Origin of the sequence: Klebsiella sp. HMSC09D12 (genome assembly GCF_001808475.1) — a bacterium.
GTDB lineage: Bacteria > Pseudomonadota > Gammaproteobacteria > Enterobacterales > Enterobacteriaceae > Klebsiella > Klebsiella oxytoca.
In genome coordinates this window covers 67,279-81,662 of the sequence record NZ_KV793508.1, presented here as the reverse complement: position 1 = coordinate 81,662, position 14,384 = coordinate 67,279, and the positions used below count along the sequence as shown (strand labels likewise).

Below are 14,384 nucleotides of genomic sequence, written 5' to 3'. Positions count from 1 at the left end.
CGCGAGCCTGGTATCAAATGAAGATAAAACCTATTACCGCTGTTGGCTATACATTTCTGGTGGCGTTAATTTCGTCGCTAATTACCGTGCTGTGCTATCACATTTTTGTTTTTAATACGTTTTCGCTGGATAGCAGTCAGCCTTCGGCTCTGCGGGAAATTGACAGCGCCACCGTTGCCAGTAGCCCAATCAAGAATGAGAAAAGCATCATTGAAGTGATGTCCTACGGCTGTCACTACTGCGCGTCGAACGAAGAAGAGATTGAAAAATTCGCCGCCACGTTACCGGCGGATAGCGCCTTTGACGTTATCCATATTACGGCCGAAAGAAACGGCCTGGCCATTTATGCGCCGGTTTTCGCCACGCTGGAGGTGATGGGCCTTGAGCGCCAGATGCGCGATCGGGCTTTTAACGCCGTGCTGACCCGCGGTATTAATTTAGCGGATGATGACGCGCTTAATGGCTGGCTGAAAAAAAATGATATCGATGTCGAGAAATACCATCAGATACGCCAAAGTCAGGCCGTTGCCGAGCGCCTGGAATATATGGCGAAAATTACCGAACTCTACGACATTAACGCGACGCCGTTGTTTATTGTTAATAAAAAATACGTGGTTGCGAAGGATCGCCAGTTCCCTGAATTTGCCGACTATATGCGCCAGCTGTTAACGCAGGACAAGGAGTAAGCGTGACGCGTTTTCTCATCGTCTGGAGCGTTTTCAGCGTAAGAAAATGGTTCGCGCAGCTGAGCTGGCGCTACCGGCCTTTTACCGGCTATGGCCAAAAGGCGGTGCGCAGGATCATGCGTTTCACCCCCATGCCGCTGCTGTTGATAGCGGTTCGCGCGCTATGTCGGCTACGGTTATTGGGCCGACACTACCGCGGCCGTACCGCCGTGGCGACGCAAAACTACCGCTGCCTGACGGGCGCCGACGGGCGAATCGATGCCGCATGGATAGCCATGCGCCGTCAGTTGCTGGAAATGGGCGCGACCTGGGGACAGCACCCGGCTACGCTGGCCCAGATGCAGGCGTGCACGCGAGAGCTTGATGCCGTTGTCGCGCCTCTGGTGGCGCAAAAGACGCCGGTCGTCCTCGCGCCGCTGCACTGCGTTTCCGATATTTTAGCGGCGATGGTCGGGGCCGGCGTGACGCCGGGAAAAGCCAGCGTGGTGGTCTCCTCCAGCGCGGAAAACTACACCGTCGCCAGCCGAAAAATGGGCGGCGTCGCGCTCTCTTACTGCTCAATCCACCAGGATAATACGTCGCTGGCCAGCGAGCTTATGGCGTTAATGACCAATGTATCGGAAGGGCGGGAAAATATGATTATTTTCCCCGACATTCCTGCCGATTACACCGTGCAGACCCATGAAGCGCAGTCCGGGAAAATAAGCTGCCGACTCTTTGGCCGCCCGGCGAAATTACATAGCGGGGTACAGCGATTTTCTCGCATCGTATCGGCGCAGGTGGTTTTTTATCACCTCTATTATCAGCAGGGGATAAAAATAAAGATCTATTCTCCGCTGAGGCCAAAAGAGGTCGCGGCAAAGCTACCGACGATGATTGAAAACACCCTGCGTGACTATCCGCAGGACTGGCTTTTGTGGCACAGCCATTCGCTCTATTTTATTAATCACTGATGCATCATCATGAAAAAGATTATCCCTGATATGGTTTTTCAGGAAGAGACCAATGAATGCGGCCTCTCCTGTATTGCGATGCTGGCGCAGACCCAGAATATTCCGTGCTCTCTCCCGGCATTGCGGGAAATTTTCCCCGCATCCGATCATGGGACATCGTTGAGCGATCTATCCGTTATCCTGCAACAGGTCGGCATTGCCACCGCGCCGGTGTTGTTTGACCACGATGAACTCCATGCGCTGCCGTTCCCTTCCATTCTGCACTATGGCGCCAGCCACTATGTCCTGCTGGCCTGGCGCAAAGGGGATTACGTTTGCGTGATGAATCCGGCGATTGGCCAGCAGTGGCTGCCTTTCTCGGCATTAAAAAAAGAGATTAGCGGCTATGCGCTGATCCTCGAAGAATCTCCCGGCGCGATCGCCAGTCCGGATCCGGTTATTGCCGGGGCGCAGCAGGAGATGCCGCGCGCGATGAGCCTGAAGGAGACCGCGGCGGTACCGGGTATTTATAAACTGATGCTATTAACCTTTCTGGTATCGCTAACGCTGTTTTTAATGCCGACGATGGTCAGTCGGGCGATAAATCAGGCCTTCTCAGACGTTCAGAATACGCAGTTTCCTTATTTATGGTTCATCCTCGCTTTTGTCATATCCACGCTGTTAGCGCTGGGGGTGAGGGTGATTAGCGAGCGCTTTATCCGCCGCTTTGTCCTCCTCAAGAGCGATATCGGTTTTTCCCGCTTGCTGAATAATCCGCTGCGTTTTTTTGAAAAACGCGCGCCGGGGGATGTTTTCAGCCGCTTTATTGCCTGGCAGGGAGGGATGCTGCAAAAAATCGAGCTGGATAACGGACTCCGCTCGGACTGGATAATCTGCGTTATCGCTATCGGCATTATGTTCTGGATCTCACCGGTGCTGGCGCTCATTTCCGCTGCGGGCATTGTCGTGATGGGGCTGATCAGCGTCTGGGCGATATTCCGCGACCGCTGGTATACGCAGCAGCTGCAGTTGAAAAGCGCGACGCTGAATGACTTTTTCATGGAAACCCTTCAGGGGGTGTTAACCATTAAAACTGCCGGGCTGGAAACGCAGCGCAAAGCGCAGTTTGCCCGTTTGTCACACGACCTTTTCACCTGCCTTCAGCGGCAGAAAGTTTACCAGCAGGTAAAAGAAGGTCTGTATCAGCTCACCGGCAGCCTCGAGATGGTGGTCTTTATGCTGGTGGTGCTGCCGCTGGTGAGCGCAAAGCTTATCTCGCTGGGCGACTTTTTTGCCTATAGCTTTTTACGGCAGATTTTTACCTCTTACGTCACGCGGATATTCTATGCCGTGATCCGTAAATCGCAGCTGCACGTGATTGATACCCGCGCGCAGGGCCTGTTTACCCGTGAGGAACCTGCAACTCCTCAGTTATCTCCGCTGCGTGGGGAGGCGGTTCCACAGCTGGCGTTTGAGGCAGTGAGCTTTCATTACGCTCCGCAAAGCCCGGTGCTGAATGCCGTTGATCTCCGGCTGGAACCCGGCGATCGGGTGGCGATTGTCGGCGATTCCGGCGCCGGAAAAAGTACCCTGCTACGGCTGATGGCCGGGCTTTTTTCCGCACAGCATGGGCGCATTCTGCTGGACGGTGAAGAGGCGACCGCCCGCCAGCTGGCCTCGCAGGTATGGCTGCAGAGCCAGGAAGATATTTTGTTTAACGCCTCGGTGCTGCAAAACATCACCCTGTTTGACCCGTGGTACAGCGACAGCGATCGCGGGCGAGTGGAGGCGCTGGTCGATAAAATGGCGCTGGGGCCGGTCGTTCAGGCGCTGCCGGGAGGCATGGAGGCGCTGATCCGCGAGAGCCATTCGGCGCTCTCTTTAGGCCAGCGTCAGCGGCTGATGCTGGCGCGGGCGCTCTACAGCGCCCGGCCTATTTTGCTCTGCGATGAACCGACCGCCAATCTTGATGACGAAACCGCGGAAACGGTGATCGCCGCGCTGTGCCAGCACTGTCGTGAACAGGGCAAAACACTGATCGTGGTAACCCACAGTGCGCCCATTCTGCATCACTTCACGCGGGTATATCGTCTGGATGAAGGCGAGCTGCGCGATATCGCACAGAGAGCGCCGGGCCAATGAGGCGACAATTTTTACGCCGCCGTAAAGCGTGGCTACTTGCGCTGGTCGCGATCCTGGCCATTATCGCCACCGTTTTTTATCAGCGCTCGCTTCCGGCCCAGGCCGAGTCGCTCTACACCGTTGCGCTCGATCGCGGGGATATCGAAAAAGTAGTGCTGGCGAGCGGGACTATTAAACCTGCCGTCCAGGTGAGCGTCGGCGCGCAGGTCAGCGGCCAGCTACGTAAGCTGTACGTGCGCCAGGGCGAGCGGGTACGTAAGGGGCAGCTGTTAGCCGAAATTGACCCGACGCTGCAGCTTTCCGATTTACGCAACGCCACCGCGCAGCTGGCCAGCGCCAGGGCGCAAAAGCTGGCTTCCGAGGCCACGCTGGTACAGTACCGCAAAGCGCTGGCGCGCGAGCAGGCGATGCAGCGCGATGGTTCGGGAGTGAGGAGCGATCTTGAGCAGGCGCAGGCGCAGTATAGCGCGCAGGTCCAGCAGATTGCGGTTAACGAAGCGCAGATCGTACAGGCGGAAATGAGCGTGCAGACCGCCAACGCCAACCTCGGCTACACCCGCATCCTTGCTCCTGTGGATGGTGAAGTGCTGGGCATCGTCACCCGTGAGGGGCAAACCATCGTCTCCTCACAAATCGCGCCGACGATTCTGGTGCTTGCCGACCTCGATAAAATGCAGGTGCAAACGCGCATTTCCGAAGCCGATATTCAGAAAATCCATCCCGGTCAGCCGCTGTGGTTTTACGTCATCGCCGATCCGCAGACGCGCTATGAAGGGGAGCTGGGCTACGTCCAGCCCGCGCCGCAGGAGGCGCTGGAGGAACAAAACGGCGGAGCTTCTGCCGGTAATCAGCAGAGCAGCGCCATTTACTATAACGGTACCTTCGAAGTCGATAACCACCAGCGCTTGCTGAAAACCTCAATGACCGCCCAGGTGTTTATCCGTATCGCGCAGGTAAAAGACGCGCTGCGCGTGCCGGTCGCCGCGCTGGGGCGTTCGCTCGGTGATGAGCGTTACATTGTGATGGTGCAAACGGCGAACGGTAGCGAGGAGCGCACCGTCCGTATCGGGATTAACGATCGTCAGTACGCGCAGGTGCTGGAAGGATTACGGCCCGATGAGCGGGTGGTGATCCCGCAGGACGCGGGGTCTGTGTGATGGCTGAGCCGCTGATCGTGCTGAACAATGTCACGCGTCATTTTACCGCCGGGACGCAGATTATTCCGGTACTAAAATCCGTCTCTCTGACCATTATGCCCGGCGAAATGGTGGCGATTATGGGCGCTTCCGGCTCGGGTAAATCGACGTTGATGAACATTATTGGTTGCCTGGATAAGCCCAGCAGCGGCGAGGTTTATATCAACGGGATCCCCACTCACCGGGCGGATAGCGCGGCGCTGGCCGAGCTGCGCAGCCGCTGGCTGGGGTTTATTTTTCAGCGCTACCACCTGATGCCTTATCTGACGGCGGAAGAGAATATCGCCATCCCCGCGCTCTATACCGCGATGCCCGCCGCTGAACGCCAGGCGCGCATTGCGCTACTGGCTGAAAAGCTGGGCATTGATGCGCGGTTACAGCACAAACCCGCTCAGCTTTCCGGCGGCCAGCAGCAGCGGGTCAGCGTCTGCCGGGCGTTAATCAACGGCGCGCAGATTATTCTCGCCGATGAGCCCACCGGGGCGTTGGATAGCGTCAGCGGTCGGGCGCTGATGGATGTTCTGCACCAGCTGAACGCCGACGGGCACACGGTCATCATCGTGACTCACGATCGCGAGGTGGCGCGGCAGGCGCAGCGGATCGTCGAGATCAGCGACGGACAGGTGGTTGCCGACAGTACCCACGGCGTTCGTGATAATCGCGGCATTCAGCGCCTTCCCGCAGTACAGGATAATGGTCGGGCCTCGCTGTCGCGCAGTATCGGAGAGTCGGTGCGGATGGCCTGGCGTTCCTTACTGGGACATCGGATGCGCGCCTTTCTGTCGATGCTGGGGATAATCATCGGCATTTCGTCCGTGGTCTCCTCCATGGCGGTGGGGGAAGGCGCCCGGCAGAGCATCATGAACGAGATTGGTAAGCTCGGAAATACCACGCTTGAAATCCGCCCGGGTACCGGCTGGGGCAGCAAGCGTCCGGATATGGAGCGGGCGCTGTCGCTGGATGATATCGCCAGCCTCGGCAGGCAGCCCTGGGTTCTGGGGGTATCGCCGATTGTTTCCAGCATGACCACCGCGGTACGTCAGGGCTTTGATTCTTCGATAATTCTTTCCGGCGTTTCCGCAGACTACTTTTCGCTGCAGGGGATTCGTTTTATTCAGGGCAACGGTTTTACCCGCCGCGATGTCGAGGATCGCGAACCGGTGCTGGTACTGGATGAAACCAGCAGGGAGACGCTGTTTCCCGGCAATGAAGATCCGCTGGGTAAAATTGTGCAGATTGCCGGCGCGCCGTGGCGGGTAATCGGCATTGCCAGCAAGCCCGGGCCAAAGGTGGTCAGCGGGTTTATGTCGGCGTGGATCCCCTATAGTTCGCTATTGCAGCGGATTTCCGGCGATAAGCCGCTGGAGGCGCTGACGCTGCGCTTCCAGGAAACGCTGTCGCCGCAGGAAGCAGCGCGGCGCGCGGAAAGGCACCTTATCCGCGAGCACGGCAAAAAAGATTTCTTTGTCCAGACCGATGAGCAGCTCGCCAAAGCGCTGCAAAAAACCTCCGACTCCATGTCGCTGCTGATCACCGCTATTGCCGCCATCTCGCTGCTGGTCGGCGGCGTGGGGGTGATGAATATCATGCTGGTTTCCGTTACCGAACGCACTCATGAGATTGGCATTCGGCTATCGGTCGGCGCCCGCCCTACCGATATCATGCATCAGTTCTTAATTGAGGCGGTGATGATCTGCGCGCTCGGCGGCTTAACGGGAGTGCTGGGCTCATGGGCCGCCGGTAACCTGTTTGCCCTGCTGACGCAGGAGTTTTCCATGGTCTTTACCTGGCTGCCGGTGGCGATGGCCTGCGGCTTTTCCGCCCTGATAGGCCTGACGTTCGGCTATTTCCCGGCGCGTCGTGCGGCGCGGCTAAACCCGACGGAGGCGCTGGCCCGCGAATGAGATCGCTGACTTTATTATCGTTAATTGTATTGCTGACGGGCTGTGGAAATTTGACCCGCAGCGATTATCAGCGGCCGCTGCTGTCGGTGCCGGAGGACTGGCAGCGAACGGAAGGGCATAGCGCCGAGCTTGCGTCGGAGAAGGCGGGTCGCTGGTGGGACCGTTTCGGCGATGAACGTCTGTCGCGGGTGATGGGGCAGGTTCTGGAAAGCAATAACGATCTGGCCGCTGCCGCCTTAACCCTTCGGCAGGCGCGCATTTCCGCCGGGCTGGCCCGAACCAATATCTCTCCCGACGCGAAGCTTAACGGCGCCGGCAGTAACTCAAAGCCGCTCAATAGCGGAGGTTCGCAGGAGAGCTACAGCGCCTCGTTATCCCTGAGCTATGAGCTGGATCTGTGGGGCAAGCTGGCGCGGGTTCGTGAACAGAGCGAGTGGGAGGCGATTGCCAGCGAACAGGACTATCGGGCGACGATCCTGTCGACGATTGATACTACCGCGCAGCTCTACTGGAATATCGCGCTGCTGAATCAGCAAATGGCTTATCAGGCCGCCAGCCTGGATATCGCCAGGCAGACGCTGGCGCAGATTGAGTCCTGGCAGCGGGCGGGGAAAGTAGGGCTGCTTGACGTTCTGCAGTCCCGGCAGACGGTCATCAGTCGCCAGAATCAGTTGCTAAGCCTGAAACAGCAGCGGGCGATCTCCCGCAACGCGCTGGCGCTGCTGCTCAACAGGCCCCCCGCGCAGCATAGCGATGAAGCACCGGCGCTTGACGTCCATCAGCGTGTCGCCATTGCCAGCGCCACGCCGCTGGCCGCGCTCGCCAGCCGGCCCGATCTGCAGGCGGCGGAGTCGCGGCTGCGCGCGGCGCTGGCGGGTTCCGATGCGGCGCGGCTGAGCTTTTATCCCACGCTCTCGCTGCAGGGGACGCTGAGCGCCGGCAGCCAGATCTTTCACCAGTGGTTTAACGACCCGCTGCGTACCGTCGGAAGCAGCGTCGGCGCGCCCTTTATCCAGTGGAACACGGTACAGCTTACCGTGGAGCAGGCCAGCGTAAAGGTGCAGCAGGAGGCGGTGAACTTCCGCCGTACGGCCTACACCGCGCTGTCGGAGGTGGACGATGCGATGGAAAAGCGGCTTAACGCCGACGAGCAGCGCGTGCGCCTGCTGCAATCGCTGCAGCTGGGCCAGCGGCGCCTGACGCTCACCGAAAGCCGCTATCGGGCGGGCGCGGTGGACTACCAGACCCTGCTGAACGCACAGGACGCGCTGCTCGACGTACAGAACAGCCTGGCGCAGAACCAGTACGACTATCTTTATGCCACTTTGCAGCTTTGGCTGGCGCAGGGAGGCAATAACCCGCAACAGAGGATTTCCCAGAATGAGTCACAGTAAACCCCCTTATCGCGTGGTGATAACCGGCTATGGCGCGGTGACTCCCCTTGGCGATAGCGCTGCCGAAAGCTGGCAGGCGATCATGGATTATCGACGCGGTTACCGCTATGTGGATCTCTCCGCTAACGGCATCCACACCCATTTTATCGGTCAGGTAGAGAATGAACCCAGCCTCAAGGGGGTTCCCGCCGCTATTCGTCGGCGTCTGCCGCGTCACGCTCGCCTGGCGCTGGCCGCCGCGCGGGAGGCGGTGGCGATGGCCTTTGCTGGCAAACCACCCACCGATGCTTATGACCCGCTGAGGTGTGGCGCCATTATCGGCTCCGGCTGGGCAGGGCTGGATGAAAGCTATCTGGCGGTACCGGAGTTTGAGAAAACGGGCGTCTCTTCGCCCTTCAGCTGCTTCTTTTCGATGCCGAACGTGACCACCGCGGCCTGTAGTCAGCTGTGGAATCTGCGCGGTTATCAAAATACTCCGGTCGCCGCCTGCGCCACCGGCACTATCGCCATTGGCGAGGCCTATGATGCGATTCGCTTTGGCCGGGCCAGCATGATGCTCGCCGGGGCCGGGGAGTCGTTAAACAGCGTTTGCGCTATCTGGAATATCGATGTGCTTGGCGCGTTGAGCCGGGAAGCGTCATCGCCGGAGCGGGCCAGCTGCCCGTTCAGCCTGCAGCGCAGCGGGTTTGTCCTTTCTGAAGGCGGCGCGGTGCTGTGCCTGGAAGAGCGCGAAAGCGCCCTGGCGCGGGGCGCGACAATCCTCGCGGAGGTCACCGGTTATGCCAATTTCTCCGATGCGGTGGATTTTACCTCACCGGCCGAAGACTGCGTGGCACGTGAACAGACTATCCGCTGGGCGCTGCGCGACGCGGGCCTGCAGCCTGCCGATCTCGATTATATCAACGCTCACGGCACCTCCACACCGCTCAACGATATGAATGAAACGCAGTCGCTGAAAAAAGCGCTCGGCGACGAGGCGTACCGGATCCCGGTCTCCAGTACCAAAGCCTACTCCGGACATCTGATCGCCGCCGCGGGGAGCTTCGAGACCATTGTTTGCCTGCAGGCGATGGCGGCGGGGATCATGCCGGCGACGGCGCATCTGACGCAGCCCGATCCGCAGTGCGATCTCGACTATATCGCTGAAGGGCATCGTCAAGGAGAGATCCGTCGGGCGCTGAATCTGAGCTTTGGTTTCGGCGGCGCGAACGCCGCGCTGGTACTGGAGAAACACGCGTGACGCTGCTGCGCTACACCCTTGCCGATGCGCAGCAGTGGGCGGCGTTTTCCGGCGATGAAAACCCCATTCACTTCGACTACGCGGCAGCGCGCGCGATGGGGGCGGGGCAGCTGAGCGTCCACGGAATGCGCGCGCTGCTGGACGTGAAGCGCGATGCCCAGTCGCGGCTGTGCCGCCCGGAGGGATACGTAAAATGCCAGGTCCGTCTGCGCAGGCCGCTATGGTGCGATACCGACTGGCTGTTAACGCCCGGGACGGCGAAACAGCGGATTCTCTCCGCCGCATCGGTTAGCCATCCGCAGAATGGCGAAATCTGTTTGTCATGCCAGATGAGCCTGGCGGCTGAGCCGGAATCGCTGGAGGGTAAGCAGCCCAGCAAACTGGCGTCCACGACGCTGCTTGCGCTGCAATCCCATTTCAACCGCGCCTGGCCCGACCTGGCGCAGTGGCAGTTCCTTGATGCGCTGCTGTTCCGTCAGCTGATTTGTGATGAGGCGCTGCTGCGCCAGGAGAATATTGCCGCCCTGCTCGGACCGGGGGAAACCTCGCTGCAGCAAATTTTTTCCCGCTACCCGGTGCTGCAAACCCATCAGGAAGTGGTTTTTGATGCTCATCTGGCAGGCAAAGGGACGCCGGTCCAACCCGGCTCGCTGTCGCTCTGGCTGTTGCCTTCATTGGTGGTCGGCCAGGCTGAGCAGGGCGCGCTGGTGCGTATTGCAGCGGCGGCGCAGCTGGATGATCAGGTCATAACGAATGTGATTACGCTAAAAGTTGGCCCAGTTAACAATTGATAATTAAGGATAATTTATGATTGCCTATGATGAAGTTCTGCAAAAAGTGTGTGAAATGATTTGTGACGCCAAGGACCTGGAGCCGGATGAGGTGGATGAGAATACGCCGCTGGTTCGCTTAAAGTTAGATAGTCTGGACTACGTCGAGCTGATGGTGCTGGCAAAACGTGAATTCAATATTACCCTGGAAGCGGACTGGTTTATTCAAAATCCGGGGATCACGCTGGGTGAACTGTGTCAGCACATCAGCAAAGAGTCAGGCAGCTGATATGGCGCAAAAATGGGTGCTGATTACCGGCGGCAGCCGGGGGATAGGCCGGGCGCTGGTCGCCGGCCTGGCGCAAAACGGGAACGTGGTGTTTACCGGGCGCAATGAAGCGGCGATTAACGCCACTCTGGCGGAGTGTGAAAATTCATCGTATCAGGTGCAAGGATACGCCTGCGACGGCAACGACGAGTCGCGGGTTGAAGAACTTGCTCAGGCGCTGCTGGCCGAGCGGGGCGCACCGGAGGCAATTATTCACAATGCCGGAATGGCTCGCGATGGCCTGCATATTCACCAGAACGCCGCGCTATGGCGCGAGGTGCTGGACACCAACGTTATCTCAATGATGAACTGGAACCGGGTTCTGCTGCCGGCGATGTTGATGCAGCGGCGCGGCTCCATCGTGATGATGTCGTCGGTCAGCGCCTTCAAGGGTAACGTCGGGCAGACGGCGTATGCGGCGAGTAAAGCGGCGATGAGCGGCATTGCGCGTTCGCTGGCGCTGGAGGTCGGGCGCTTCGGCATTCGGGTAAACTGCCTGGCGCCGGGCCTGATCCGCACGGAGATGCTGGAAGAGATACCCGCGCAAAAATTGAAAGAGATGCGCCAGTCGATACCTCTGCGCAGGTTGGGCGAAACGGATGATGTACTGAAGGCCGTGGCGTTTTTAATCGGCGAGGGGAGTGAATATATGACCGGACAAACTCTGATTCTGGACGGCGGATTAAGCGCCTGAGGACGTTCAGGCGGGGTGGCTCTTTACGCGGAGCTGGTGAGTTGCTCAACGCGATTCACCAGCTCTTTTATTTCTCCCGCAGTTGCGCGATAGATCTGAATAATTTGTGAAGCGTGCTGCGCGATAGGCGACAGCATAAACGAGGGAATTTCATTTCCCGGGTTATTTTTAATTAACTGGGCCAGCGATTTTTCTTCTCCCTTCGGCCCGCTCAGGGCATGGACCAGCAGTCGACTAACCGTAATGAGCAGGGCTTCCGTTTGTAGCGATTCAGCGTGCCATTTAGAGGACGCATTACGATTTTGCATGGCTATCCATTCAGTAATATCATCAATTCCTTCAATACTATAGAGAGAGGCTTCTGCTCTGCCTGGCGAAGCGGATCTCGCTGGCGGCGGGCTATGATCCAGGCAGGAGATATTATGCAGCAATCCGCCAATCTCAACTTTTAGCGTTTGCGTCGCGCTCATTTCCATGGTGGTCGCCAGATAGCCGGCAATATGGCCGACGGCCGCGGAGTGCCACGGCGTCTGCTGGCTGAACTGATCGACAATAAAAGAGACCAGTTCAGCAATATCGCGGAGGTTATGTAAAGAGATGGTATCGTTATGCACGCCAGGAATCGCTTTGATGTAATCGCGATAGTCGGTGGAGGCCATGACTGACCAGAAATGTTCATCGGCGGAAAGCGTTCTGAACGCCTGGACGTACTCTTGTTTATAGAGAATATTCGCCCCGGCGGCGACGATGTCGACCAGCTTTTTGCTTAAAAATGCGATATGACTGGTACGGTGCTGGCAATAAAGTACATCCAGCCGGTCGGCGAAGAACAGCAGGTGACTCTCTTCGGGGACCAGTTCTCCTTCAATATAATGTCCAAGACCGTTGCGCCAGTGGGTGTGATGATAGCGAACAATCCTGTTAAGAGGACGAAACAACGGGATGCGGCTAAGCAATTCGCTGCCGATAAGCGCGTGGTTGTTATGCTCGTTATCGATGTAATTTAGCGGCTCAAGACGTGATTTTTCATTTAACCCACCGACATCGTGAATTAGCGCCGCCAGAATGGTTTTACGCCGCTGGGCCGGAGAGAACTCCACTAAATTAGCCAGATGTGATGCGATAAACGCCGTTCTGACATGGTGCAGGTTCAGCCGGGGGTTAATCATATCAATGATATTGGCGATGCTGGCTAATGTCGGAAGTAAATGTATCGTCATGATATCGTTTTAATTAAAATTAATGAGATGAATCTCAATCAATGATGGTTTTCTGACGGCGACAACCATATTGTGGAAACTTTTGGGTGCCTAACAAAATAGTATCATCATTGACGTGATTTATATAGATGATTTTATCATTAGTTCGGCTTCCAAAGAGATTTTTTTGCGCAATATCTTCTGGCGTATTATCAGCGTGGTGGCGAATGACTTGCGAGTCTTTTATATAAAAAAGATGGCTGGGAACGATGTTTCTTTTTAATGTGATGGCGATAGTGCGTGAGACGATATATTTATCGCCATTGCTGGTGAGTAAACCCTCCAGATTGATTAAAAGATGGTTTTTGAAAAGTTCTGCGGATAGCAATCCTTGGGAGCGAAGAATGTTCTCATTTATATTCTCCGTCAAATCGTAGCGTGATTCACAGGAAAATGAGTCCTCAGAACTGAAGTTTAGGTACAGGGTTGAAAATAGTATCAGCGCGAACGAACAGGCGGAAAATATCAAGGCATATTTACGCATTTTTTATTTCCTTATAGTAATAACTATGGCATTGCTGGTCTTTAATGTCGCACTCAAGCATGAAGATATCCATGTAAATACCTAATCCCTGCTCCTGATTCATTTGTCGGTTAAAGAAGTAGATTTTCTTTGGCGTGGAACAGTCCAGCCCCGAGGTAAAGAGCTTTTTATTCCTGAGTATTTCTGTCACCGGGATAGCTTCGGAACCATAAATAGTGCATTTATCTTGGGTGAACATGAGCTTAGCTGTTTGTTTTTTATAGATAAAAAAATAAGAGAGCAGCATCGCGACTGCTGCGAACGCGATCAGTAACATCGCCGCTTTGCAATGTTGTTGCAGCAAGTTACGCTCAGGCAGCTGTGGAGAAAGGGTTGGCAGTGTGATAGAGGAAGAGTAATCATTGTCGGTAGTGATAATGACATCCTCAGAAATTTTAAAGCCAATTCGCGGTACCGTAATAATCACATTCTTTTCAATACCCAGATCCGCAAGGCTGCGACGCAGCGTTGAGATGTACTGATTAAGATTACTATTAGATGGCCTCGCACCATATTTTTCAAACACCGTCTGGAAAATATCAACCCGCGAAATAATATCCCCCCGGTATTGCAACAGACTAGTAAGAAGGCGAGTCGAAGTGGCGGAGAGTTCAATACAATCGCCGGTCAAGAGATTGACCAGAGAGGCCTCCTCAGTATCAAATGTAATAAATCCCTCTATATCGAACCGCATTTTTATCTCCACACGGAATTAAAAATTCACTCTTTATATCAGGTTTTTTATCATAAAAAAAAGTGAATTTCAGATAAATGTACTGTTTAAGTTGAAATTTAAAGTTAATGTTGCCGTTTTTATGGGGTCATCCCATACTCCCAAGCACTGAATGACAGAAGGAGCTGACTCATGAAGATTGCAATTTCACCCAGTACGCCAGATTCACATCATGGTTCGCTAACCGCAGTTGAGAGTTTAAGAACATTGATGACCACAATGGGCATCAATAAATTCTCCGGGGTGAACGTACCAGAGCAGGAGTATATTCTTTATGTATTGAAAGAACATGAGCCTGAGGGGTTACTTACTCGTGAGTTAGCGGACAGGTGCGAAATGTCAATATATAAGGTCAGACATTTACTACTGCCGTTAGAGAAGTATGGTCAGGTGATCAGAATAAAGGTTAACAAACATCATAAGTGGTATTTTTATAATAAACATATTGACTAAAGGTCATACTAACAAGAGGCTGTGATGTTTGCAATAAATATAGAAATCTTAGGCGTTTTTTGTTTTTTTTAAGGTTTTTTGAGAATCGATATCTCGCAAATAATAGAGAAAGTTCTTAATGCTGATATCT

At 55.6% G+C, this 14,384-nt stretch carries 14 protein-coding genes; 11 read left to right on the top strand and 3 right to left on the bottom strand.

What is annotated here, in order from left to right:
• Nucleotides 1–17 precede the first annotated feature (17 nt).
• The 10 genes from HMPREF3178_RS26780 to HMPREF3178_RS26735 are packed head-to-tail and all read left to right on the top strand — an operon-like array spanning nt 18 to nt 11,286.
• A complete protein-coding gene (locus HMPREF3178_RS26780; protein WP_004104920.1) occupies nt 18–686 on the top strand; it encodes a DsbA family protein in 669 nt (222 codons plus the stop codon).
• A 2-nt stretch (nt 687–688) separates the two neighbouring features.
• The gene (locus HMPREF3178_RS26775) at nt 689–1,639 is read left to right on the top strand and encodes a lysophospholipid acyltransferase family protein (protein WP_004114801.1); all 951 of its coding nucleotides are present in this window, start codon (nt 689–691) and stop codon (nt 1,637–1,639) included.
• A 9-nt stretch (nt 1,640–1,648) separates the two neighbouring features.
• Nucleotides 1,649–3,760, top strand: a complete 2,112-nt coding sequence (locus tag HMPREF3178_RS26770) for a peptidase domain-containing ABC transporter (RefSeq protein ID WP_017145492.1) — start codon at nt 1,649–1,651, stop codon at nt 3,758–3,760.
• On the top strand, nt 3,757–4,917 hold the full coding sequence (locus HMPREF3178_RS26765; protein ID WP_017145493.1) for an efflux RND transporter periplasmic adaptor subunit: 1,161 nt from the start codon (nt 3,757–3,759) through the stop codon (nt 4,915–4,917). The genes HMPREF3178_RS26770 and HMPREF3178_RS26765 overlap by 4 nt, the downstream gene beginning before the upstream one ends.
• Entirely contained in the window at nt 4,917–6,860 is a 1,944-nt protein-coding gene (locus tag HMPREF3178_RS26760) for an ABC transporter permease (protein WP_004104905.1), read from the top strand. Before HMPREF3178_RS26765 ends, HMPREF3178_RS26760 begins: the two co-directional genes overlap by 1 nt.
• Nucleotides 6,857–8,254, top strand: coding sequence for a TolC family protein (locus HMPREF3178_RS26755; protein ID WP_017145494.1), 1,398 nt, complete (start codon nt 6,857–6,859; stop codon nt 8,252–8,254). Before HMPREF3178_RS26760 ends, HMPREF3178_RS26755 begins: the two co-directional genes overlap by 4 nt.
• Nucleotides 8,241–9,494 carry a beta-ketoacyl-[acyl-carrier-protein] synthase family protein gene (locus HMPREF3178_RS26750; protein WP_004104902.1) on the top strand — a complete coding sequence of 418 codons (1,254 nt, stop codon included), beginning with the start codon at nt 8,241–8,243 and terminating at the stop codon, nt 9,492–9,494. Before HMPREF3178_RS26755 ends, HMPREF3178_RS26750 begins: the two co-directional genes overlap by 14 nt.
• Nucleotides 9,491–10,285: a hotdog family protein gene (locus tag HMPREF3178_RS26745; protein ID WP_017145495.1), complete on the top strand. Its 795-nt coding sequence runs from the start codon at nt 9,491–9,493 to the stop codon at nt 10,283–10,285. The genes HMPREF3178_RS26750 and HMPREF3178_RS26745 overlap by 4 nt, the downstream gene beginning before the upstream one ends.
• 16 nt (nt 10,286–10,301) lie before the next feature.
• Nucleotides 10,302–10,553: an acyl carrier protein gene (locus tag HMPREF3178_RS26740; RefSeq protein WP_017145496.1), complete on the top strand. Its 252-nt coding sequence runs from the start codon at nt 10,302–10,304 to the stop codon at nt 10,551–10,553.
• Between the two features lies 1 nt (nt 10,554).
• Entirely contained in the window at nt 10,555–11,286 is a 732-nt protein-coding gene (locus HMPREF3178_RS26735; RefSeq protein ID WP_017145497.1) for an SDR family NAD(P)-dependent oxidoreductase, read from the top strand.
• 23 nt (nt 11,287–11,309) lie between these two features.
• On the opposite strand, the gene HMPREF3178_RS26730 is transcribed toward HMPREF3178_RS26735, so the two are convergent.
• Genes HMPREF3178_RS26730 through HMPREF3178_RS26720 form a run of 3 tightly spaced genes read right to left on the bottom strand, consistent with a single transcriptional unit; the run spans nt 11,310 to nt 13,762 of the window.
• A complete protein-coding gene (locus HMPREF3178_RS26730; RefSeq protein WP_023321509.1) occupies nt 11,310–12,506 on the bottom strand; it encodes an HD domain-containing protein in 1,197 nt (398 codons plus the stop codon).
• Nucleotides 12,507–12,540: 34 nt separating this feature from the next.
• Entirely contained in the window at nt 12,541–13,029 is a 489-nt protein-coding gene (locus HMPREF3178_RS26725) for a hypothetical protein (protein WP_004104893.1), read from the bottom strand.
• The gene (locus HMPREF3178_RS26720) at nt 13,022–13,762 is read right to left on the bottom strand and encodes a winged helix-turn-helix domain-containing protein (protein ID WP_004104891.1); all 741 of its coding nucleotides are present in this window, start codon (nt 13,760–13,762) and stop codon (nt 13,022–13,024) included. Before HMPREF3178_RS26720 ends, HMPREF3178_RS26725 begins: the two co-directional genes overlap by 8 nt.
• Nucleotides 13,763–13,933: 171 nt before the next feature.
• Between HMPREF3178_RS26720 and HMPREF3178_RS26715 the strand changes: the two genes are divergently transcribed.
• Entirely contained in the window at nt 13,934–14,254 is a 321-nt protein-coding gene (locus tag HMPREF3178_RS26715; RefSeq protein WP_004104889.1) for a FaeA/PapI family transcriptional regulator, read from the top strand.
• The last annotated feature ends 130 nt before the right edge of the window (nt 14,255–14,384 follow it).

What these genes read in the sequence shown, in the direction of transcription:
- HMPREF3178_RS26760 (WP_004104905.1), top strand. Translation starts at nt 4,917, where the DNA reads ATGGCTGAGCCGCTGATCGTGCTGAACAATGTCACGCGTCATTTTACC.
- HMPREF3178_RS26740 (WP_017145496.1), top strand. Translation starts at nt 10,302, where the DNA reads ATGATTGCCTATGATGAAGTTCTGCAAAAAGTGTGTGAAATGATTTGT.
- HMPREF3178_RS26765 (WP_017145493.1), top strand. Translation starts at nt 3,757, where the DNA reads ATGAGGCGACAATTTTTACGCCGCCGTAAAGCGTGGCTACTTGCGCTG.
- HMPREF3178_RS26735 (WP_017145497.1), top strand. Translation starts at nt 10,555, where the DNA reads ATGGCGCAAAAATGGGTGCTGATTACCGGCGGCAGCCGGGGGATAGGC.
- HMPREF3178_RS26770 (WP_017145492.1), top strand. Translation starts at nt 1,649, where the DNA reads ATGAAAAAGATTATCCCTGATATGGTTTTTCAGGAAGAGACCAATGAA.
- HMPREF3178_RS26755 (WP_017145494.1), top strand. Translation starts at nt 6,857, where the DNA reads ATGAGATCGCTGACTTTATTATCGTTAATTGTATTGCTGACGGGCTGT.
- HMPREF3178_RS26715 (WP_004104889.1), top strand. Translation starts at nt 13,934, where the DNA reads ATGAAGATTGCAATTTCACCCAGTACGCCAGATTCACATCATGGTTCG.
- HMPREF3178_RS26725 (WP_004104893.1), bottom strand. Translation starts at nt 13,029, where the DNA reads ATGCGTAAATATGCCTTGATATTTTCCGCCTGTTCGTTCGCGCTGATA.
- HMPREF3178_RS26780 (WP_004104920.1), top strand. Translation starts at nt 18, where the DNA reads ATGAAGATAAAACCTATTACCGCTGTTGGCTATACATTTCTGGTGGCG.
- HMPREF3178_RS26730 (WP_023321509.1), bottom strand. Translation starts at nt 12,506, where the DNA reads ATGACGATACATTTACTTCCGACATTAGCCAGCATCGCCAATATCATT.
- HMPREF3178_RS26720 (WP_004104891.1), bottom strand. Translation starts at nt 13,762, where the DNA reads ATGCGGTTCGATATAGAGGGATTTATTACATTTGATACTGAGGAGGCC.
- HMPREF3178_RS26750 (WP_004104902.1), top strand. Translation starts at nt 8,241, where the DNA reads ATGAGTCACAGTAAACCCCCTTATCGCGTGGTGATAACCGGCTATGGC.